Below are 20623 nucleotides of genomic sequence, written 5' to 3'. Positions count from 1 at the left end.
GCTGTCAATAGCAGCATCACCAACGCTTCTAGGGCTTTTTGTTGGCGTAGCATTGAGTTTGTCGTCAGGTCAACTTAGCTCGCTTACGATAGTTGCTTGGGTGCTGTAGGTTTCATTATTGGTGACTGTTGGGCTGAGCACATTAGAAAGAAGGTCGGCCTTAGTGAATTCTTTGGTCGATTAGCAGGCGCGCGCGATAAAGCCAAGTGACGGGATAAAGGGAATAACATGAAGCAATGGGAAGATTTAACGCTTTTACAAAAAATATTATTGACCACTTTTCTAATTGTTGCGGCAATATTTGTACCTGAAATTGCAATACTACTTCAATTTGGTGGGATTGAAGTGACATTCGTAATGCTGCTCGTTTGGATGAAACCTATTTGGCAATGGTTAAGCCTTAAATATCAAATGTTGCAAGTTCAATTGGCATTGATAGGCTTTTCGATAAGGCATAGCGCATCAGTAAAACCAAGAATCTTTTTAACTCAAGCATCTTTTTGCTGTATTGCATTTTTTCTGACTGGCTCAGTTACCTTTGCATTCAGCTTTTTTATGCCAGGTATGTTGTTTAATTCAACGATTGTGTAAATCGTGTATTGCTAATTTGGCACAGATACATTCCTGCGCTCAAAGTTGATAGCAGTTAAAGATAAAGCCCCGATACCTCAAGGTATCGGGGCTTTTTTAATAGTGAAATTGGCTGTATTATTTTCAGGTTATTAGGGGGCTAAACTGACAGAGGTTGTTGACTCGGCCCCACGTGGTTCAGTGCAGCTTGTAATGCTTCATAGCGGAATAAGAAGATGTTCTGCTGTGGTAGCGAATCAATCACATGGAATTTATTCAACTGCTTTTGAGTTTGTTGATTTGGACACAATAAAAATACTTCACAATTCGTGTCTTGTGCATCTTTGATGGCATTTTCTAATGCTAAGCCAACCGTGACATCTATCATAGGCACGTCTGTTAAATCTAAAATCATCGCCTCATATTCACTGATGCTATTATGCTGGCGAGATATCGCTTTCGATACACTGAAAATCATGGGGCCAGACAAGTAAAAGAACAGTACTTTGCCTTTGGCTTGATCCAGTAGATCGCTCTCACTTTGAGTCAGTGGTACTGTGTCTTGGTCTGCATCACTAATGGCTTTGACTTGACGAGCTTGTTCGCGGCTAAGACGTTCAATAATGATGATGTTTGAAATAAACACCCCTAAACCTACCGCGACAATTAGGTCGACAAACACCGTAAGCAGCATGACGCCATACATGATTGCCATACCAGCAACGCTGACTTTATGAGCGCGTTGAATAAAACTCCAATCCAAAATATTAAAGCCAACATACATGGCAATGCCAGCCAGAACTGCCATTGGGATAGGTTCGGTTAATCCACCTGCTACTAATACCACTAAGGCCAATACGAGTGCGCGTGTGATCCCTGAGACTGGCGATCGCGCCCCCACTTGGATGTTAGTGACTGTCCCCATAGTGGCGCCTGCACCGGGTAGCGCTCCAAACAAACCTGCTAACATGTTTGCTAAGCCTTGGCCGCGCAACTCGGTATCTGAGTCGTGCTCTTTACGTGTTAATGAGTCACCAATCACGGCAGTAAGTAAGGTATCAATACAACCCAATGTGCCGAGCACTATGGCGTCGATAATCATGGTTGTGAAGATTTCACTATTAATATGTGGGATAACCAAAGAGGGGAGGCCCGCTGGAATTTCGCCAATTCGGCGGATGCTGTCACTTTCAAAAATGATGACTGACAATAGCGTCACACTAATTAACGCTACCAGTTGCGCTGGCACGTATTTGCGATATTTTTGCGGAAACAAAAACAGGGTGACTAAGGTTAATGCGCCTAAGAACAGCTCTTTAAAATCAAGATTAATTAAGGTTTCTGGTAGTGCGCTAAGTGTGCCCATCACACCACCTGCAGGCGCAGCATGACCTAAAAGTGGTGACAGCTGTAAGATGATTAAAATGATGCCAATGCCTGACATAAAACCAGATACCACACTATAGGGCATCAGCGTGACGTATTTACCTAATTTGAGCATGCCCAGTAAAAATTGAAATGCTCCTGCCATCATCACAATAGTGAATGAGATAGCGACGCCAGACTCTGGATATTTGGCCACCATGGTGGTCAAAATGGCCGTCATGATCACAGTCATAGGGCCGGTCGGCTCTGAAATGAGTGTCGAAGAACCGCCAAACAGTGAGGCAAAAAAACCAACTAAAATGGCGCCCCATAACCCGGCTTCTGCACCGGCTCCAGATGCCACACCAAAGGCGAGCGCCAGTGGTAATGAAATAATGGCGGTTGTGACACCACCAAATATATCTCCTTTAAGACTGACATCTTGAAAGCGTTGGTTAAGCAAAGCGAATACCACCTTAAATCATTAGCAACACATAAATTTTTGCTGCATTGTATAGCGCTTCTACTGGTGTGATCAATGTTGCAAATCTAGTTGTTCTGCAAAGCTTGTGTTAAAAGCTTTGGTAATGATGCTGAATATTATACTTTTCCTCATTTAGCAGATTTTTAGTCTTTAGAAATAGTAAAGAAGAGCCTAACTAGCTATCACAAAAAGCAAAAAAGCATAATGTACATTTTTATATCTGGTTAATATTGGTATTGGCGCTTTATGTTGAAGGATTTAATATTAGCCTCAGTTATCTTGATTATAATTGGTGGCTAAATTACGTCATTTAACAGTAAAAGGGCTGTGTCATCATGGATAACCTCAATTCAAACTCGAGTCGTAAAAAGCCTTGGATCGCTTTTGGTGTCGTTTTATCCATAGTGGTGCTTTTTTTAGGGCTGCTAATGATGATGCCAAAGGGGTTTAAAGCCACCCACGAACAGATAGGTACTGGTAAGCCTGCTTTGGTGTTTGTCTATGATCCTAATCTGGCGGTGAGCCATACCCAGACTGAACAGATGAACGAAGCTCGAGTGCATCTTGGTGAAGATGTTCACCTTCTTCTCGCCCGAGTGGGCACTCCAGAGGGGGAACAGCTGATCGCCACCCATCGAGCGGGTCCCGCTGAACTGCTACTTTTCGATTCATCTGGGAGTTTAATTAAAAGGCAGTTTGCAGTAAAAGGTGCTAACGAGATTATCCACTGGGTACAGTAGCAAGTAGGTTAGTAGGTCAATATTTATCAACAAGTTTAATTGTATTTCGTGGATCTCTAGCTTGGAGATGATAGGTCATTCAGCGAGTAAGTAGAGAGACTCGTTGAGCCTCTCTATAAATTGTTTTGCTAAGTATTCAGCTTAAGGTTATTGAGGGAACCTAAAACGAAATGCATTTGAATCAAGAGAGTTACTATTTGAAAACTCTCCGATCCAATTGTCCTGACTTCTAGATTCCCACTTGCCATTTTTGTAGATGAAACTAAAACCTGCACCGTAAGCGGCCCAGTTTGCATTACTAATGGCCATCGCGGCAGGTCGTCCTTGGGGATCAAAGAAGGCATAACCGTTATACCCACTCCAATCTGTGCCGCCAACAGCACCAATGGTCCAGTTTTCGAGTGAGTTAATCGTTCTACCATTAATGCCTATTGCTACAGAACCATCATTGAAGCGTATCGCTTGGTTGATACCGTTTCCATAGGTAGCGAAGCCACAATCACGAGCATCAATATTACCGCCATCTGATAACCATTGGCCGTACTCTACAACACCATCTTTTATGCAACCATGGGCCCAGGAGCTGTAGTTCCACCACTGTCGCCAATCGGTGTAGTCATTGCGTGGGATCACATTTGAAATCGTTGCAACCTCTTTGGTTATATGAGCCAACTCCTTATTTTTAAGAGTGTTGAGTGTAGGATTGCTCCCTATGATAACGGAAGGATTAAAGCCATTTAGATCTTTTTTGAACGCCGTATCCTGTTTAAGCCTTACCATATCGACTTTCTGGAAGTTGTTTAGCGTCAGTGGTGGTTGAATGACTCGCTCCCATGCGGCAATCGCTTCGCTTTTGGTGATCTTTAGTTCATCGAACATTCTTCTTGTTCTTGCGGTACGTGCATTGAGCGTTGTATCTCTACGACGACGCATATGTGTCGATACTTCAGGTATTGAGCCTAACTCGAGATCTTCTGGAATATTCTCTGCTGCGTATTGGCTGCTGAAGGCAGTGGTAATTCGCTCAATACCGTCCAACCTAACTTGATTCCAATCGACATCAGCGAAGCCTGCAATACCCGCGGCCGTAGCATATTGAAAGTATTTGAATAAACCATCTGTTGCTATCCAAGTGCCCATATACGCGGCCGCTGCGCCATATGAACTGCTCGCGTATTCGGAAGTCGTGGCATTTGCAGGCACAGGATGCCATTTAGCATAGGAACCATAGGCTTGATTGCCTAAATATGCTCCCAAACCACAGTTAATAGAGCTGGATAGTAACGCCCATTTTTGTCCACCTAAGTAGGGCATAAGAGAGCCAGGATGTGAAGTCGGCAATGAGGTGTAAGTGCCGCCGTCAGCATAGCGAGCAAATTCACCGACCATACCATTTAACCCACCCCATATAGCGGTGTCGGCGACTTTCAATGGCCAAGCTGCTGCTGAGGCGTTATTTGCATCTGCTACTTTTTGAATCATGGCGTTGGTGCCAATGGCACCGACAAACATCAATAGACCTAGCTCTTCTCTTAAGGTTCTTTGGGTCAAATGGCCTAAGTTCAGTGTATCTGCAAGTATGTTGCCTACTCTCGGCATTGCTCGCAGGGCATCGTTGATTCTTTGACCATCACCAGCATGACTACCAGGGAATCCATGAGTCCACTGTGCTCTTTGTAAAGTGTAATCGAAAAAGGCCCAAGCTAATGGTACTGCAGTTCCTTGGGCGGCATTAAATAGCTCCTGACTTAATGATGAACCTCCAATGACATGGTTATAAACATCTTGACCTAAGCCTATGAGGCCAAACGATCCTGCCGCGCTTAATGCTGTACCTGCACCAGCACGACAGAGTCCCCTAATTAAGTTATTTTGAAATGGATTTGGAATACTCGGTCGAAATGCATCGCCAGTGATGGGGTCTACTGAGTATTGATGGTTATAAATAGTATTATTTTGTAACGCATAGTTTGTCGCAAAAATATCAACTTCGTTTTCTGTTAATTCAGGATGTAAAGCATGTACACTTTCATGAATGATGACTGAGCGTAGATCTGCTTTGTCATTAATTCTATTAGGGTTTATTGTGATTTTTCCATTGTGATATATAGCCTTAGCATTCTGATATCCCTCTTCGGTGATCTCTCCAAAGTTAAACTCTATATCTTTTGTAAGGGATAGTAGCTTGTAGTTTGAGTCTGCTTCCTTTGTGTTTAGTGTTTTTATTATATTTTTCAAGTCATTTTCTTGAAGATTACTATCAAGAGGCATATAAGAAGTTGCCCAAGCACTCTGAATATTTAATATCGATATGGCTACTAGAGATAGTTTCATTTTTTTTGAAAGTATAAACATCTATAAATCCTTATTTCAAATATAAACTTGAGGTTTTACCGAGTGGCAACTTGTGTATGTGACAATTAACTCCACCGGGAAAATAGTGTTTTAAATAAATGTAATTATAAAGATGCAAGCTTGCTGTAAATTACACTACTCTCTTATTTTATTTATTGATATAGAGTGGTTATATTTTTACATTAAGGTGTTTGTTATCATAAGTTTCTGTTACTAATAGTAAATAGTGGTATTTTGAAGGAAAGCTTATTGTTGGATAAGTTTTACTCATCAAATAGTGTCTAATATTGATTTTAAATTTAATGAATGTATTTTCACGCTGCCGTAAGAACGTAATTCTACTGGTTAATACATATAATATATTATTATAAGGTAGAGTTTTTTAGAAAGTGTCTTAAGTTAATGTAAGGAGGCTTATTAATTTGTATTTTTTATAATGAAGTTTTCTAGAGCTGATGCTGCAGGAGATAAGGATTTATTTTTAAGCTGAACGATCCCTGTTTGACGAATCACCTTAGGATTTTTAAGAGGAATGAAGCGTAGGTTATTGTTATTCTGTGGGAAGGCGAACCAAGGCAATGTGGTAACGCCAAGTCCAGCTTCTAGCATTGCAATTAATGAGATCATAGTAGAGATGAATAACTGTGAATCATTTAGTAAAGACTTTGCTTTCGTGTCTTCTAATAGGCGTGAAGTCCCATTTCTAATCAATCGTAGCTTACGCAATTTTTTCCAGTGTAGTTCCGTTTCTTCTACGAGAGGATTATTTCTATGGCACACAACTCCGAGCTGATCTTTCCATATTGGAGTAAATTTAATATCAGCATGTTCATTTTTATAGGGTAAGCTAGATATGCCAATATCGACTTGCTGTTTTTCAACTTTTTTCAACACAGCCTCAGAATTATCATCGTATAAACTTATCTGAAGATCTGGAACATCATTTATAAATTCTGATAATAATTCGGGTAACATTCGAGTAGAAATTGAGGGGACAGAAGCAAGGCGTAAATGCCCTGTTTTATGCTCACACATTAATGCCATGTCGAGAGCAATATTATCATGGTGATAAATAAGTTCTTTTGCCTTAGGTAAAAAATACTTACCGAAAGGAGTTAATATGGTGGCCTTGGTGTTTACCTTTTCAAAAAGAGCTGTGTCTAACTTGTTCTCCAGTTCTCGTATTGATAATGATATTGCAGGTTGAGTTCGGCATGCTTTTTTTGCTGCGGAATGAAAGCCTTTTAACTCCGCTACCCAAATAAAGTGGCGAAGCTGGGTTATTTTAAATTCAGGTAACGACAAAACTCCTCCTTATATGTTGGTGCTTTGTAATCGGTTTGTGAGTAACCATATTAAAGCACGTTACCTATAATATCTAAAGCGGTTTACATTTAGTCAATTAATGATGTTTATTGGAGAACTTAAATATGAATGTTAATTGGTTAATAGTGATGTTTTCTCATTTTATCTTGAGCTGTGAATGCAGGTGGGTAATATGATGAGAGGGGGAATTAAGGAGGTCGACAGTATCTTAATAATGGTTTATCGGTGAAAGGCTTGCCTGGGTAAGTCAGGCATTTAAAGCCTTTTCTTATCTCTCTATACACAATAAGCTGTCCTATTAAAGAGGTTAGATGGAGGGAAGGGATGTTTTTTCTTGCTGGCATGGATAAGAAATATGAGCTAATAGAGCCGCCAATGAGTTGTCACTGCGAATTTTGTGGTGTGGAGAGAGAGTGGTTTCTGTATAAAGAAACCGAATTTGCTTCGCTGTTTTTTATTACCATTTGGCGCTTTACTCCCGATTACTTATTGGTGTGTGGTAGCTGCCAATATCCGATGAAACTGCCCCGTGAACAGGGAAAGCAACTCGCTTTAGACAGTTCCCAAATTACGGCGAGGCAGAATGAACTTGCGAGCTTAGTCGCGGAGCACCAAAAGGTTAATATCACCACTAATCGTGAGAATTAACTTTCAATTTAGGTTAAATAGCTCATCGAGCCGGTAATATTGCAGTTTCCCATGCTTTGAGTCGCTGATGTCAGTAATGTCTATGGTGACTATCATACGCTTTTATTCATATGTCTGATTAATTAGCTGATATGGTTAAAAATTGAATTGGATTGAAAATGCATCAGGAGCGCCGATACGAAGTAGTAATAGCTCTTGCTCTAACTGCTTCCTTTCCCTTTTAAGGCTACTTTTTCTCTCTTTGTTATTTGCTACATCAATACTTGATCTGATGGCGCTGGTTGCTTGAGCTATTTCATTCTCAATCGTGTTTAACCTAGTTTTAATTGTAGATATTCGCTGTTTTATTTCATATTTACGGTGGCCTTCATTATAACGTTTTAGAAAATCGTTACTGCCGCAGACCCCATTATAGTAAGCTCCCTCTAGCCCTAACTTGTAGCCATTTTCTGGTTGACAGTAGTTTTTAAGCCCTATCTGATAGCCTGCTCTCCATTGAGTTGAATCCACACCAAGACCAAATTCACTGCAGTCCTGAATATAATTATTAAGGGTATAAGGAGTAGCGCCGCTATTCCCATCATTGAGTCCTAAGGAGTACCAATCAGCATGCGTACACTCCTCTATATCTAAGCTTGTACATTGAGTTAGGCTCAAAGCTGCCAATGCTGCCACTGTTTTATATTTCATCTGCTTCCCCCGATAGCGTGTAGGGCTTAAATCTATCAAAAAACATCAATGAGAATATGGAGGTCACCACTTATTTACATATGTATCGTTTGGTTGCGTATTTTAACGGCGGCATTGTTTGTTTTTCTTGTTGGTTGTGTTGTTTTTGTTTCTTTTGGGTTGTCGTTAAGTGCTTGCTGGTTGCGGAAGTTGGAGGCAGGTGGCTAAACCTTTTCTCAGGTATACTTAGCCCCAATTTTTCATATTGATCTTTATCGATCGAGATAAGGTAAACGAGTTTTTATGATCATTTTTATGACTAACTTAGGCAAGATTGAGATAGCACTCGATTTTGAGCGCGCACCAGTAAGCTCTAAGAATTTTTTGAGGTACTGCGAAGATGGTTTTTATGAAGGTACAATTTTTCATCGGGTGATCAAAGGGTTTATGGTGCAGGGTGGGGGTTATACTGCCCAGATGCATGAGAAGCCAACTCGGGCTGCAATTGTTAATGAAGCAAATCGAGGTTTGAAAAATATCAGAGGCGCGCTGGCGATGGCACGAACCGATGCGCCTCACTCAGCCACTGGTGAGTTCTTCATCAATTTGGCTGATAACGCCTTCCTAGATCACACTGCGACTACTAATCAGGGGTGGGGGTATGCTGTTTTTGGTAGAGTGACCGCAGGGATGGATGTGGTTAACAGGATGGCGAAGGTAAAGACCTGCTCGAAAGCTGGTCATGATGATCTGCCCCAAGAAACGCTTATTATTGAGAAAGTGACTGTTATTAAACAGACCTCTTAATCTTGTCTTTTTATACCGTTTCGCTCTGCTATGCCAAGATTCTGAGTAATGACACTCCCCTTATCTATTTTATACCTAACTTTTATCGTGATTGTTTTCACATTAATTTTGAACTCAGAAATTATCTGTATAACAGATCGAGTAATAGGTTAACTAAAAGTGTGACAACGAACGAGCTTGTTGCATTTTACTCTTACATTGTGAAGCTAAATTTATCGCTTTAGAGGTGATCACCTTTGTTGAATTTTTGTGCTTGTTTTTTCTACTTTAAATGTCGAAAACTGGAAGGGATATCGTTGTAAATACGAACTTGGAAGGTATACTGCGTGCGAAATCTGTTCGATGGTTTAAATAAACAATAGAGATATTTATAATGCGATTTTTTGCGCAATCTAAGTTAATCACAAAGTGCCTGTTGATGATCTTCTTGATTGGCAGTTCGGGTCAACTTTTAGCGCGTGATCTCGATGAGATTAAAGCTGAAGGAGTGCTTAGGCACATTGGCGTACCTTATGCCAATTTTGTGGCCAAGTACACCGAAGGAAGCAAGGTCACTCATAGTGGTCTTGATATTGAGTTGATGCAAAATTTTGCAAAATACCTAGGGGTAGATTATCAATTTATCCCTGCAACTTGGACGACAGTTTTCGGCAAGTTAACAGGAGTAAATGGCCAGTTCATTGGCAATAAGGTGGTGTACTCCTCGCCTCAAATCATTGAAGGTGATGTGATGGCTCATGGTGTGACGGTTTTAGATTGGCGCAAAGAGATCGTTGATTTCTCCGATGATTACTTTCCCTCTGCCGTGTGGCTCATTGCCAGAACCAGTTCAGATCTCATGCCGATAAAACCCAGTGGTTCACTCATTGAGGATATTTCCGCGGTTAAGTCTTTGATTAAAGGTCGCGACGTGCTGGCAATGAAGCAATCATGTTTAGATCCAGATCTGTATGATCTTTATCGCACCCAAGCTAATGTGATACTACCGACTAAGCAGTTGCAGCTTAATGAGATGGTGCCTGCTATGTTGAATGACGAAGCGGAAACAACCCTATTAGATGTTGCAGACTCTTTGATTGCGCTGGAGAAATGGCCAAATGAAATTAAAGTAATAGGACCCATCTCTGAAGAGCAGAGAATGGCGATGGGGTTTAGGAAAGACTCTCCCAAGTTAAGGAAGGCGTTTAATCAATATTTAAAGCAGATCAGGGCTGATGGTAGCTTTAACGAGCTGGTGAAAAAATACTATCCAAGTGCTTTCCACTATTACAACAATTACTTTTCTCAGGCGATAAAATCGCAGTAGATTTATGAACATAAAGAAATGGTTTAACAGTAAAACTGCCATTATTGTTGCTGGCATCCTTCTAACCGCTTATCTATTTTTAATCTTGACCGTGACAAACCTAGGTCAAAGCAGGCTAAAAGAGTCACAAAATAACGCATTAGATTTAAAGATTAGTAATTACACTGATAATTTGAGTTTCTTTTTTGATGTGAGTCAGGAAAGTATCGGCAACCTTGCCAATAACAGGGCGATTAGTGCCTACTTCTCCAATCTTGCTGCGGGCATGTCGATGCAGTATGGGCTAGGTTCTAGCCTGTTTAATCTTAGACAGACCATTAATAGTTTTGCCCAAACAAGCAAGATTGATAATCATCAAATTTATCGCAGGCTCGTAGTCGTGGGATTCGGTAAAACGGTTATTGCCGATACCGAGCTAGATACTCCCTTTGATGTTAATCAGATCCCCATGGCCGCGATGGAGAAGGTGGGCACTAAGATATTGATGTTATCGACTCCAGAGGGGCCGATAATTACTCTACTACACACGATATATCATCAAGATAAACCTGCTGGAATATTGATTGCAGAGATTGATAATGATGTTGTTATTCATCAGCTTTCGACTCAAGAGCATGAAAGTAATGGCAGCTGTTTGAAGCTGGTCACGCCGCTTGGGGAGATCTTGGTTTGGGACTCACTTAAACCTTTGGCCGGGCTTAATCCTATCTTGAAATTTACGCCTACTGAGCCCTTTAGAGCCAGTACAGCGTTTAACCCAGGAAAGAAGCAAAGCCACGATAATATTTCATCCCATAATATCTACTTTGAGAAAGAGGTTTCAGGTACGCCCTTTAAACTGATCAGTTGGTTTGAGCCGGTCAATGAGCAGGATATATTTACATCTGCTTGGTTTATTGCCGGGATCTCTCTGCTTGCTCTACCTGTGATGTTAGGTTTGCTGTACTTGATGAGGGTGAACAATACCAATCTGGTACTTCAGACTCAGGTTGCTTTTGTCTCAGAGCAGCAACAGAAATTAACCAATCAAAATGTTCAGTTACTTGAGGAGGTTGATAAGCGTAAAGCATCAGAGAATAAGCTTGCTTATCAAGCGACCCATGATGAACTTACAGGGCTTGCAAATCGAACTCACAGTATGAGCCGGCTTGCTCAGTCCATTGAGTCTGCTCGGGTTAATAACACTAAGGTGTTAGTGATGTTCCTCGATCTGGATAACTTTAAACAGGTCAATGATACCGTGGGCCATCATGCGGGAGATGAGCTGTTAAAACTCACCAGTAAGCGGCTATTAAACTCAGTGCGTAATACCGATACGGTGGCGAGATTTGGTGGCGATGAGTTTCTTATCATTATTCCTGAGCTGCCCCATCAAAATATGGCAAAGATGTTGGCAAGCTCAATTTTGACCCTATTTGAACAGGGATTTAAGATTGAAGGGCAGGAGTTTTTTGTTTCAACCAGTATTGGTATGTCTATCTATCCACAAGATGGTGACACGGCTGCGACACTGCTTAAGAAGGCGGATACTTCCCTCTATCGAGCTAAGGATGCTGGGCGTAACGGTTTTAGTTTTTATAACGACAGTATGAACCAAGATATTCAACGTAAGTTGACCTTAAATGTTCGTCTGCATCAAGCGATAAACTTGGATGATATAGAGATCTATTATCAACCGATTTTAGACTTGGCCAGTCGTAAGATTATTGGCGCCGAGGCGTTGATGCGTTGGACCGACAGTGAGCTTGGGGTTGTGTCACCGGATGAGTTTATTCCACTCGCTGAAAAGAACGGCTTGATCCATAAACTGGGAGATATTGTTCTGCAGCGGGCGTGTTCACAGGCAGCTAGTTGGCAATCGATCACCCCGCTCAAAATGGCGATTAACTTCTCCAGTGTACAGTTTCGCTATAGTGAGCAGTTGCAGGCAAGAATCGTTGAAGTACTGACGCAAACAGGTCTTCCCGCTGACAGACTCGATATGGAGGTGACTGAGAGCCTGTTAATCGATCAAGAGAGCGGGTTGATGACCATGCTGGCTTACTTGAAACAGCTTGGAATTGAGATGTCGATTGATGATTTTGGTACCGGTTATTCAGCGTTAAGTTATCTGCAGAAGTTCTCGTTTTCGAAGTTGAAAATTGATCGGGCTTTTATCAATAAGATGGCAAGCAGTAAGGCTGATAAAGCACTCGTTACCGCGATTCTTGCTATGGCAAAATCGTTAGAGATGAAAGTGGTGGCAGAGGGAATTGAGGATGAGCAGCAGGCGCAATTCCTGCAGAGTCACGGCTGTGAATTTGGTCAGGGCTATCTCTTTAGCCGTCCAGTCACGGCAGAGGCATTTACTCAGCTCTTGATGGAGCAGGAGAGCTTAGTCGTCGCGACCGCTTAACTTTTATTGATTGGTATCACTATTAATAAAAATGGCCTTGAGATCCTCAAGGCCATTTTTTTATCTAATTAAAGCTGAGTTTATGCCATGTTGCGGTAAAGACGCTTCATCGCTTTAACTAAACCAATTACATCATCTTCATCATGGAAAAGGTGAGTCGAGATGCGGATGGTGTGGATTTTTTGCATGTCATCTTTCTTGTTATAGAAAGAGGTGGTACGCACTATGTAGCCATACTCCTCATGCAGACGATCGCGGAATTGGGTTAACAGTTCGCCATCATGTTGATCGTAGAATGGGTTAAACGTCGTTAGACCACTTGATAGCTCACGGATGTTCGGTGCATAGAAGTTTGCATAGGGGAAGGTATCAAACAACTCTTGTTTACAAAGCTCACTTAGATCCAGCACTCGCTCCTCAATCACGTCTCTGCCAATCTCCTCCCACATGACACAAGCGTCAGCTAAGGCTTGCTTTGCTGGGTAGTTATCTTGGCCGATAGACTGGAATTTAGCCTGTAAAGCTGTGGAGGATGACGATGAGTTGATACACCAAAGCGGTGTTGGACGATCGCTCCAAAACTCAGCTAAGCGTTGCGCGTTATCGCGAATATATAAGATGCCAGTTGCACCTGGACCACACTGCCACTTGTGGCCTGCACCTGAGTAGAAATCACAATCGATATCATGAAAGTTCAGGTTTAGCATACCTGGTGTGTGGGCACCGTCGATTAATGTAGGGATACGGTTAGGAATTGCCACCTCTTTACAGATGCGCTTAGCAGGTAAGCTGGTTCCTGTTGTGTAGGTTACATGAGAGAAAACGATCAGACGAACGCGGCTACCATACTCTGCGACCGCATCGGCAAATGCATTAACAAAGTCATCTTCAGAAACTTGGTTTTCGCCTGTATATACAGGGATCTCAACCTCAACCACTTCAACATTATAGCGCTCACTTACATGCTTTAGTGGAATGGTTGCACCTGGATGCTCGTGGTGAGTGGTTAAAACGACATCCCCCTCTTCAAACTGGAGGCCATTGATGATTGAGTTCATGCCATCAGTCGTGTTGCGACTCAATACCAGTTCATGCTCATCGGCGCCGAAACCAGGCGCGACCTGCCTAGCTAGCTCAATGGTAGGAACGTTGCTCTGCCAAGGATTAGCAGAGATCATCTCATTAGTTTTAGCGTAAGACTTTAAAATGCTCTTTGGCATAGAGCCAGATGTTCCTACGTTCATGTAAGTTGTGCGCTTGTTGAGCACAAACTCTTTACGCACCTTTTTCCACAGTTTTTGGTCTGAATTATGACCTCTAAACTGGGTAGGCCCTAGTTCATCTGTTTTAGCTGCTGCGACCGATGGAAACATCAAAGTACCGGCGCCTGCCAGTGCTAAGCCTGTAGATGTTTTTAAAAAACTACGGCGGTTTAAACCTGATGCGACATCTTTATTATCGTTATTCATACTACTCTCAAATTAAATGATGACTGAATAAAATTGTTTCTTTAGGGTAAAAAAAGCTTAATGCTATCAAGCTTATGTTGAGCGTTTTTAATATACATTCATCGGCGATGTTATAAGTTATAAAGAGTTAAAATCGTGATGAATCACACAGTTGTTATAACCCTTTATTAAGAGAGCACTAAAGTATTAACTTTTGGAGTCGCGTTTGATGTGGCATATTGTGTTTTGATTAACCAAATCACTACAGATGGAGGGAGAGTAGATGGAATTGATGTGTCATTGCGGTAATGTGAAGATCAAGGTGGCGAACTCTCCCGCAACATTGACCTCTTGTAACTGCTCTATCTGTCATCGTTATGGGGCGCTTTGGGGGTATTATAAACCTAATGAAGTTCAGTTGACCTTTATGGCTGATTCATTGGGAACAAGTATGCCATCTGCTAAGTCTTATCGATTTGGTGATGAGTGCATTGAGTTTTTCCATTGTCAAAAGTGTGGCTGTTTAACTCATTATCTGACCACAGATAAGGTGCCTGAGCCAAAATATGGGATTAACTTCCGTATGGCTCCTAGGGCTGAAGTGGCTGAGATTCAAGTTAGGCATTTCGACGGTGCAGATAGTTGGACTTTTTTGGACTAGCGCTTTCAATTATTGACGATACTGAATGTCATTAATGACCTGTTAAGTGTCACTAATGACACTTTTTGTCGATTTATCCTCCGATATACTGGTTTACATCTTGTGAACTAGGTACAAAAATATGTTTCCTCTGATAGACAAAAATATAGAGCTAATATGGCCACTTTTCCCCGTGGGCATGCTAATAATATTGATAGCCTCTCTATGGCTATTTACCTTGATATTGAGGTTGAAGTCAGTCATTGAGGGGCGTGTGAAGTATTCGGATGTGATGTTTGTCAATCTCGATGCTATGCCTAAAAGAGTCGCTTTACTGAGTCGCAGTCATGACAATCAGTATCAACAGCCACTGCTTTTTATACTTTTAATGTTGTTTATTATGCACTTCCAATTACAGGGAGTTGCATGGTTTCTCTCTTCTGCTCTTTTTGTTACAGCACGCTATTGGCATGCATTTGAACATGTAAGGGGGAATCACTTACTGAGACGAACCTGCGCGTTTATTATCGCGAGTTGCACTCTTTGGGGGATGTGGTGCGCCCTATTTGTAACACAACTATTTTAAATAGAGGTCACTCTATCTAGGGCGTTTAGTCTGTGTTTGGCTCTGTGTTTGAGCCTGTTCTGGGGCGCTATAGTGCAAACTTATTTGCTGCAATGTCTGCTGTGAGCTTGACTGTTTCGCGAGGTGTAGTCCTTGGGTTGAAACGCTCTGTAACAATTAGCTGGTTTCCCCTTATCGCCAACTTTATGGCTTTACTGGTAACTTGCTAAAAGTTTATATCCGAACTGCAACTTAACTGAGTAAGGGATAATGATGAGATTACCAATTTTGGCAGGCTTGATCGCAGGCATTAGTTTAGTGTCTGTTGATGCGGCTCCGCTGTCGTTGAGCGAGCTTAACGAGATTTTAGCAAGCAGTGATCGTCCAGCAAAAGATAGTGAGCGGGATGCTGCACGTAAACCCGCTCAGATTATGCACTTTGCCGGCGTTGAGGCTGGCGATAACGTCTTAGACCTGTTTGCTGGTGGTGGTTGGTATTCCGAACTCTTCTCCAAAGCCGTAGGGCTTAAAGGTAAGGTGTATGCTCAAAACGACAATGTGATTTGGCGTTTTGCCGAAAAACGGATAAATGAGCGCACAAAGGGAGAGCGACTAGCGAATCTGACACGTTTTGATAAAGTTGATATTGTTGATATGGATATTCCAGAGAAAAGTCTCGATATTGCCTTTACTGCATTGAATTATCATGATCTTTTCTTTACCCATAATGTGGATGAGAAAACTGGCAAGAAAACTGTATTTCGCCAGCAGGCGGTAGATCACAGAGCTGCATTGGCTAAAGTGCGCGACTCACTTAAAGATGATGGTGTGTTTATCATTATCGATCATGAAGCGATTAAGGGATCTGGCTATGATGCCCCTAACTCTGAGCATAGAATCGATTCAAATATTGTGAAGTATCAGATGAAGGAGGCTGGCTTTAAGCTTGTAGAGGAAGCCTTTTACCTGAGAAATCCTGATGATGATCTCTCCATGAACGTGTTTGAAAAAGAGACTCGAGGTAAGACAGACAGATTTATCTATAAGTTTGTTAAGGCCTAAATCATTGTGAACTAAATGGGTTGAGACTCATTTATGAACTAAGGGTAAACACTTTATTATGCTGATTGATTTCAGGTGTTTATGCTATATTAGGCTGGTAAAAACTATTCTATTTGAGAGATAAGATGTTAGCCATAAATGAGTATTTTGATGGGCAAGTAAAGTCGATTGGTTTTCAAGCAGAAGATAAACCCGCTTCTGTTGGTGTGATGGAAGTTGGCGAGTATGAATTTGGTACTCAGGCTCCCGAGGTCATGCAGGTTATATCGGGTGCCCTAACCGTACTTTTACCTGGTCATAATGACTGGCAAACCTTTAGTGCTGGTGAGCAGTTTGATGTGATTGGCGATGCTAAATTTCAGGTTAAAGTGTTAACTCAAACTGCCTACTTGTGCAGCTATGGCTAGCATAGGGGCTTGGTTGATTTAAGCCTGTTTTAGTTTGAGCTTATGTTTGTCCTACATGTAACTAGATACACTTTTCTAGAGGGAAAAGTGTATCTCTGTTCTAATTACGATTTATCAAGTTTGAGGTTCGTCGCAAGATCTTGCAGGAAGCGTTGGGTCTCTTCTGATAATTTATTGATCTCAGTTACTGATTCTGAAGAGCGGGAGGCTAACTGGCGAACTTCATCTGCCACTACCGCAAAACCTCGACCATGCTCGCCAGCGCGCGCGGCTTCGATTGCGGCATTAAGGGCAAGCAGGTTGGTTTGATTTGAGATCCCATCGATGACTTTGGCAATATCAGCAATTTCACTACTGGACTTGGCAACATTGGCCATTATCTCATTCATGCCATCACGCATCTCAACCTCTTCGGTGACGTCTCGTACGAAGGCGGTGTAGAGGATACGGCCACTGACCTCAACTTTAGAAAGGGAGAGTGAGCCCCATTTTTTACTGCCATCTTTACAGAAGACTGGCACCTCCCGAACAGTCCCAACAATTTTGTTAACTCCGGTATTTCGGTTGGCGTTGACCAGTCCGTCATGGCCAGCTTGTAGTTCCACTGGAACTAACATTTTTACATTTTGACCTATGACCTCTTCTCTCTTGTAACCCCATAACTCCTCTGCGGCCTTGTTAAATAGAGTCACCGTATTGTTCTCGTCGATAGATACCACGCCATCAAGTGCTTGTTCTAAGGTTTGATCTATGGCGTCTTGGGCAAGTTTGACCTCGGTAATGTCTCGGACGAAAGCGGTATAACCTATATCGCCACCGACCTCTATTTTACAAAGCGAGAGGTTAGCTTGAATCGTACTACCGTCAACCCGAATGAGATCGAGATCTCGGCTGGTCCCCACTATCTTGTTGATACCCGTGTTTCGGTTAGCGTTGACTAAAGAGTCATGATTTGAGCGTATTTCACTGGGAACAAGCATCTTAACGTTCTTTCCTATGACCTCTTCTCTAGAGATCCCCCATAGGGTTTCAGCTGCTGAGTTCATGAAGGTAACGATATTATGGCTATCTATGGTGACAACGCCGTCGAGCGCTTGTTCGAGTACCTGCTGTATTGTGTCACTGGCCTGACGTTGGGCGCTGATATCTCGAGCAAAACCGACATAGCCTATATCCCCATCGTTTTCTAGTCTGGATAGGGCGAGGTTAATCCATGTTTTAGAACCATCTTTGCGAACAAGCTCCACGTCACGGCTGGTGCCGACTATGATGTCTTCTTTTGTACGCCTGTTTTTATTTACAAATCCATCATGTTGAGATTGAAGCTCACTTGGAACCAACATTTTGACATTCTTTCCTATGACCTCATCCTTTCGGTATCCCCACATCTTGATGGCGGCATCATTGATAAAGGTCACATGATTGTTTCCATCAATCATTATTACTGCATCCACTGATTGACCTAGTACATTCTCAACGGCTTTGCTGCCTGCTTTTGAGAGCGCTTCTTGCATCTGCAGCTCTTTAAGCTTTTCATTTGCGCCATTATCAGAAGTCTGCTTTTTTGATGAAGAAAATAAATTCTTTATAAATTTGGTCATCAGTATCTGCCTCTTAGTTTGTATATCTAAAAGAATGGTGTGTGCACCTCCTTGTAGGTTGCCCATTTAAAAGTGCTTGTACTTCTGTTGCTTTTAACTATTAAGCATCCAATGCTTGTCCAAATTATAGTCAAAATTATGAATGTTACTTATTTTATGTAAGGAGTTTTGTATGATGTCTATTTTACTTTTTCAGTGTCGGTGGGGATTAAGGAAATACTATGCTGGAGTGCTAGCAAGATGAGTTAAGGCTTCATCAGATGATGAAACCAAACTCAAATTTTGTTTATCTATTGGTGTAGGTACTGATAGCTTTAGTAAGGTGATACTCTTACTTTCAGTTACGTTGCTTCAGGTTGTTTACGGTCTTCAAAATAAAGAATGTCGCCCACATCTTGCTGTTTATCTGATAGGTCGTTCAATACCTGATTGCTATGATCATGTTGTAGGGAGAAATCATTGAGGGTGGTATGTAGATCACCTAAAGATCTGTGCATCATTTTTGAGATTCGAATACAGGCATCCATGGGGTTTTTGGCTAATATGCGTTGGGCATCCACTTGAAATTGTAATCCTCTAAGGCGATGGTGATGCTCCTCTGAAGCACTCTCTATCACGCTATTCACCTCATCTCTGAATATGTTTTCAAGTTTTTCTGGCTGGTTTTTGGCCATCTCCATTAATGTGTCAAAATCTGGAAAATCTTGCTGACTCATATCTACTACCTCATCATTTACGGTTTACATACGCATTTTTATCATTACATTCGAAACTTTTTTTCTAGCGTAATTTGCAGTTTCCTTGGTTTAGATAAGGCAAGTTTTGAACCAAAAATCATCGGTATATTTATCAGGTATTTATAAATTAAGATTTAGTTGCGTGTTGCAATTGTGAGACTAAGATTTGCGCAGTTACTACATTTTTAGTTGATCTGGACTATGTAGAGCTGTCTTTTGGCATAGAGGATTGGCACTCAACGCAAGAGGGGCGGGGAGTGCTATAAAAAAGGGGACTAAAGAGTCCCCTTTTCCTATTTTTGAGAATTAAGCACCTGGAACTGGCGTTTGACCTGTGTGGATCTTTTCGATGCTCTTGATGAACATATAGAGGCAGGTCGTTGTTAAACAGCCGCCGAGATAAAAGATCACTGAGTCAGGTGAATCTGAAAAACTGGTAGCACATAGTGGTCCTAAAACCGATCCCACACTGTAGCTTAATAACATCACCTCTGTTGCCGAAACTATCTTTTCCATCGATATCGCATCACAAGCGAGTGTGATAGCAATAGGATAGAGAGCGAAGCTACAGGCGCCTAACAGCATGTAACTTATCGCCATCACCATAAATGAGCGTGACTCTAAAATACCAAATACAGCCAGCGCACCAAATAAGCAAAATAGTGCCATCAACAAGCTCTTACTCATCTTAGGTGATAGGTAGCTCACAAGGGGTTGCACCAACATACCACCGAGAATTATCGTGGCCATAAGTACTCCAGTTTGCTCTGGGCTATCCACTTGGCTTGTGATGTACACAGGCAGTAAACCGTATATAGGGCCGAGTAATAGGCCCGATACCAGACATCCTAGGATCGCTGGACGGCTTAGTTTTTTTATCTCATTCAATCTTAGCTTTTGGTTATGCTCATTTTTTGGTTGTCCGCTTTTCACTAGAAGTGGAGGCAGAATGGCTAACATTAACAAGCCAAGTACACAAAGGTATGGAAAAAAGCCATCAACTCCAACTGGGCCTATACCAAGTTGACCTAAGGCGCTACCACCATAAAGCGAGGTCATATAGAGGCCTAAGCGTTTCGCTCTCTGTTTTGCGCTGTCGGCCATCAACAGCCAAGACTCGACCACGACAAAGATACCAGCAACAGCGAAACCTGCGACAAAGCGTGAAATTAGCCATGTCACTGCATTGGGGATCGCTAACATGACAAGAATTGTCGAGATCAGCACGCAGAGAAACAAAATGAATGCAACTCTGTGCCCGATTTTAGCAACAATACTTTCGATGCAAGTAGCACCTATCAATAGACCCAAATAAAAGATACTGGCAAGCCAAGGCACCACAGAGCTATCAATACCAAATGAAGATAATGAGAGTGGGATTAGGCTCATTAAAAATCCGGATGCTACTGCAAAAAACGACAATCCAGCCACAGGAACGAAAGTGCTATTTTTGTGTGTTTCTATGATGTTTTCTATCACAATCATCTCCTTTAGCTTG

Annotated in this window: 17 protein-coding genes and 2 pseudogenes; 10 read left to right on the top strand and 9 right to left on the bottom strand. The window is 41.8% G+C overall.

Annotated elements, in window-relative coordinates; genetic code table 11:
* The first annotated feature begins 228 nt into the window (after positions 1–228).
* Positions 229–591, top strand: a complete 363-nt coding sequence (locus tag K0625_RS03590) for a hypothetical protein (RefSeq protein WP_220108408.1) — start codon at positions 229–231, stop codon at positions 589–591.
* 139 nt (positions 592–730) lie between these two features.
* Here K0625_RS03590 and K0625_RS03585 read toward each other — a convergent pair whose 3' ends face one another.
* Positions 731–2398 (bottom strand): SulP family inorganic anion transporter, encoded by a 1668-nt coding sequence (locus K0625_RS03585; protein WP_220108407.1) that lies wholly within the window; start codon positions 2396–2398, stop codon positions 731–733.
* Between the two features lie 356 nt (positions 2399–2754).
* Here K0625_RS03585 and K0625_RS03580 point away from each other — a divergent pair, with 356 nt between their 5' ends.
* A complete protein-coding gene (locus K0625_RS03580; protein ID WP_220108406.1) occupies positions 2755–3159 on the top strand; it encodes a hypothetical protein in 405 nt (134 codons plus the stop codon).
* Positions 3160–3306: 147 nt separating this feature from the next.
* On the opposite strand, the gene K0625_RS03575 is transcribed toward K0625_RS03580, so the two are convergent.
* Both K0625_RS03575 and K0625_RS03570 read right to left on the bottom strand, forming a co-directional pair.
* Entirely contained in the window at positions 3307–5397 is a 2091-nt protein-coding gene (locus K0625_RS03575) for a hypothetical protein (protein WP_232846901.1), read from the bottom strand.
* 534 nt (positions 5398–5931) lie between these two features.
* Complete coding sequence (locus K0625_RS03570) at positions 5932–6819, bottom strand: LysR substrate-binding domain-containing protein (RefSeq protein ID WP_220108404.1); 888 nt, start codon at positions 6817–6819, stop codon at positions 5932–5934.
* Positions 6820–7164: 345 nt separating this feature from the next.
* Here K0625_RS03570 and K0625_RS03565 point away from each other — a divergent pair, with 345 nt between their 5' ends.
* Positions 7165–7488 carry a zinc-ribbon domain-containing protein gene (locus tag K0625_RS03565; RefSeq protein WP_220108403.1) on the top strand — a complete coding sequence of 108 codons (324 nt, stop codon included), beginning with the start codon at positions 7165–7167 and terminating at the stop codon, positions 7486–7488.
* Positions 7489–7623: 135 nt separating this feature from the next.
* Here K0625_RS03565 and K0625_RS03560 read toward each other — a convergent pair whose 3' ends face one another.
* Positions 7624–8178 carry a DUF2799 domain-containing protein gene (locus K0625_RS03560; RefSeq protein WP_220108402.1) on the bottom strand — a complete coding sequence of 185 codons (555 nt, stop codon included), beginning with the start codon at positions 8176–8178 and terminating at the stop codon, positions 7624–7626.
* A gap of 282 nt (positions 8179–8460) precedes the next feature.
* Here K0625_RS03560 and K0625_RS03555 point away from each other — a divergent pair, with 282 nt between their 5' ends.
* The 3 genes from K0625_RS03555 to K0625_RS03545 all read left to right on the top strand — a co-directional run bounded on the left by K0625_RS03555 (position 8461) and on the right by K0625_RS03545 (position 12665).
* On the top strand, positions 8461–8964 hold the full coding sequence (locus tag K0625_RS03555; RefSeq protein ID WP_220108401.1) for a peptidylprolyl isomerase: 504 nt from the start codon (positions 8461–8463) through the stop codon (positions 8962–8964).
* A gap of 373 nt (positions 8965–9337) precedes the next feature.
* Positions 9338–10270 (top strand): transporter substrate-binding domain-containing protein, encoded by a 933-nt coding sequence (locus tag K0625_RS03550; protein ID WP_220108400.1) that lies wholly within the window; start codon positions 9338–9340, stop codon positions 10268–10270.
* A gap of 4 nt (positions 10271–10274) precedes the next feature.
* Positions 10275–12665: a putative bifunctional diguanylate cyclase/phosphodiesterase gene (locus K0625_RS03545; RefSeq protein ID WP_220108399.1), complete on the top strand. Its 2391-nt coding sequence runs from the start codon at positions 10275–10277 to the stop codon at positions 12663–12665.
* 80 nt (positions 12666–12745) lie between these two features.
* On the opposite strand, the gene K0625_RS03540 is transcribed toward K0625_RS03545, so the two are convergent.
* A complete protein-coding gene (locus K0625_RS03540) occupies positions 12746–14134 on the bottom strand; it encodes an aminotransferase class V-fold PLP-dependent enzyme (protein ID WP_220108398.1) in 1389 nt (462 codons plus the stop codon).
* A gap of 262 nt (positions 14135–14396) precedes the next feature.
* On the opposite strand from K0625_RS03540, the gene K0625_RS03535 reads away from it, so the two are divergent.
* The 4 genes from K0625_RS03535 to ppnP all read left to right on the top strand — a co-directional run bounded on the left by K0625_RS03535 (position 14397) and on the right by ppnP (position 16787).
* On the top strand, positions 14397–14774 hold the full coding sequence (locus K0625_RS03535; RefSeq protein WP_220108397.1) for a GFA family protein: 378 nt from the start codon (positions 14397–14399) through the stop codon (positions 14772–14774).
* A gap of 217 nt (positions 14775–14991) precedes the next feature.
* Positions 14992–15339 carry an MAPEG family protein gene (locus tag K0625_RS03530; protein ID WP_232846926.1) on the top strand — a complete coding sequence of 116 codons (348 nt, stop codon included), beginning with the start codon at positions 14992–14994 and terminating at the stop codon, positions 15337–15339.
* 249 nt (positions 15340–15588) lie between these two features.
* Entirely contained in the window at positions 15589–16380 is a 792-nt protein-coding gene (locus K0625_RS03525) for a class I SAM-dependent methyltransferase (RefSeq protein WP_232846900.1), read from the top strand.
* A gap of 125 nt (positions 16381–16505) precedes the next feature.
* The gene (ppnP, locus tag K0625_RS03520; RefSeq protein ID WP_220108395.1) at positions 16506–16787 is read left to right on the top strand and encodes a pyrimidine/purine nucleoside phosphorylase; all 282 of its coding nucleotides are present in this window, start codon (positions 16506–16508) and stop codon (positions 16785–16787) included.
* A gap of 104 nt (positions 16788–16891) precedes the next feature.
* Here the strand turns inward: ppnP and K0625_RS24890 are convergent.
* From K0625_RS24890 to K0625_RS03505, 4 genes and pseudogenes are all read right to left on the bottom strand, one after another.
* A pseudogene (locus tag K0625_RS24890) lies at positions 16892–17122 on the bottom strand (methyl-accepting chemotaxis protein); the annotation flags it as partial.
* A gap of 120 nt (positions 17123–17242) precedes the next feature.
* A pseudogene (locus K0625_RS03515) lies at positions 17243–18301 on the bottom strand (PAS domain-containing protein); the annotation flags it as partial.
* A gap of 428 nt (positions 18302–18729) precedes the next feature.
* Positions 18730–19104 (bottom strand): DUF3135 domain-containing protein, encoded by a 375-nt coding sequence (locus K0625_RS03510; RefSeq protein ID WP_220108393.1) that lies wholly within the window; start codon positions 19102–19104, stop codon positions 18730–18732.
* Positions 19105–19431: 327 nt separating this feature from the next.
* Entirely contained in the window at positions 19432–20604 is a 1173-nt protein-coding gene (locus K0625_RS03505; protein ID WP_438944484.1) for an MFS transporter, read from the bottom strand.
* Positions 20605–20623 lie beyond the last annotated feature (19 nt).

The organism is Shewanella nanhaiensis, from assembly GCF_019457885.1.
GTDB lineage: Bacteria > Pseudomonadota > Gammaproteobacteria > Enterobacterales > Shewanellaceae > Shewanella > Shewanella nanhaiensis.
Note: the sequence above shows the minus strand (reverse complement) of the source record. Positions and strands in the feature narration are given on the sequence as shown.

Bases quoted from the DNA above. Each gene is read 5' to 3' on its own strand.
- K0625_RS03545 (WP_220108399.1), top strand. From the start codon at position 10,275: ATGAACATAAAGAAATGGTTTAACAGTAAAACTGCCATTATTGTTGCT.
- K0625_RS03580 (WP_220108406.1), top strand. From the start codon at position 2,755: ATGGATAACCTCAATTCAAACTCGAGTCGTAAAAAGCCTTGGATCGCT.
- K0625_RS03525 (WP_232846900.1), top strand. From the start codon at position 15,589: ATGATGAGATTACCAATTTTGGCAGGCTTGATCGCAGGCATTAGTTTA.
- K0625_RS03510 (WP_220108393.1), bottom strand. From the start codon at position 19,104: ATGAGTCAGCAAGATTTTCCAGATTTTGACACATTAATGGAGATGGCC.
- K0625_RS03590 (WP_220108408.1), top strand. From the start codon at position 229: ATGAAGCAATGGGAAGATTTAACGCTTTTACAAAAAATATTATTGACC.
- K0625_RS03550 (WP_220108400.1), top strand. From the start codon at position 9,338: ATGCGATTTTTTGCGCAATCTAAGTTAATCACAAAGTGCCTGTTGATG.
- K0625_RS03565 (WP_220108403.1), top strand. From the start codon at position 7,165: ATGTTTTTTCTTGCTGGCATGGATAAGAAATATGAGCTAATAGAGCCG.
- K0625_RS03535 (WP_220108397.1), top strand. From the start codon at position 14,397: ATGGAATTGATGTGTCATTGCGGTAATGTGAAGATCAAGGTGGCGAAC.
- ppnP (WP_220108395.1), top strand. From the start codon at position 16,506: ATGTTAGCCATAAATGAGTATTTTGATGGGCAAGTAAAGTCGATTGGT.
- K0625_RS03560 (WP_220108402.1), bottom strand. From the start codon at position 8,178: ATGAAATATAAAACAGTGGCAGCATTGGCAGCTTTGAGCCTAACTCAA.
- K0625_RS03540 (WP_220108398.1), bottom strand. From the start codon at position 14,134: ATGAATAACGATAATAAAGATGTCGCATCAGGTTTAAACCGCCGTAGT.
- K0625_RS03555 (WP_220108401.1), top strand. From the start codon at position 8,461: ATGATCATTTTTATGACTAACTTAGGCAAGATTGAGATAGCACTCGAT.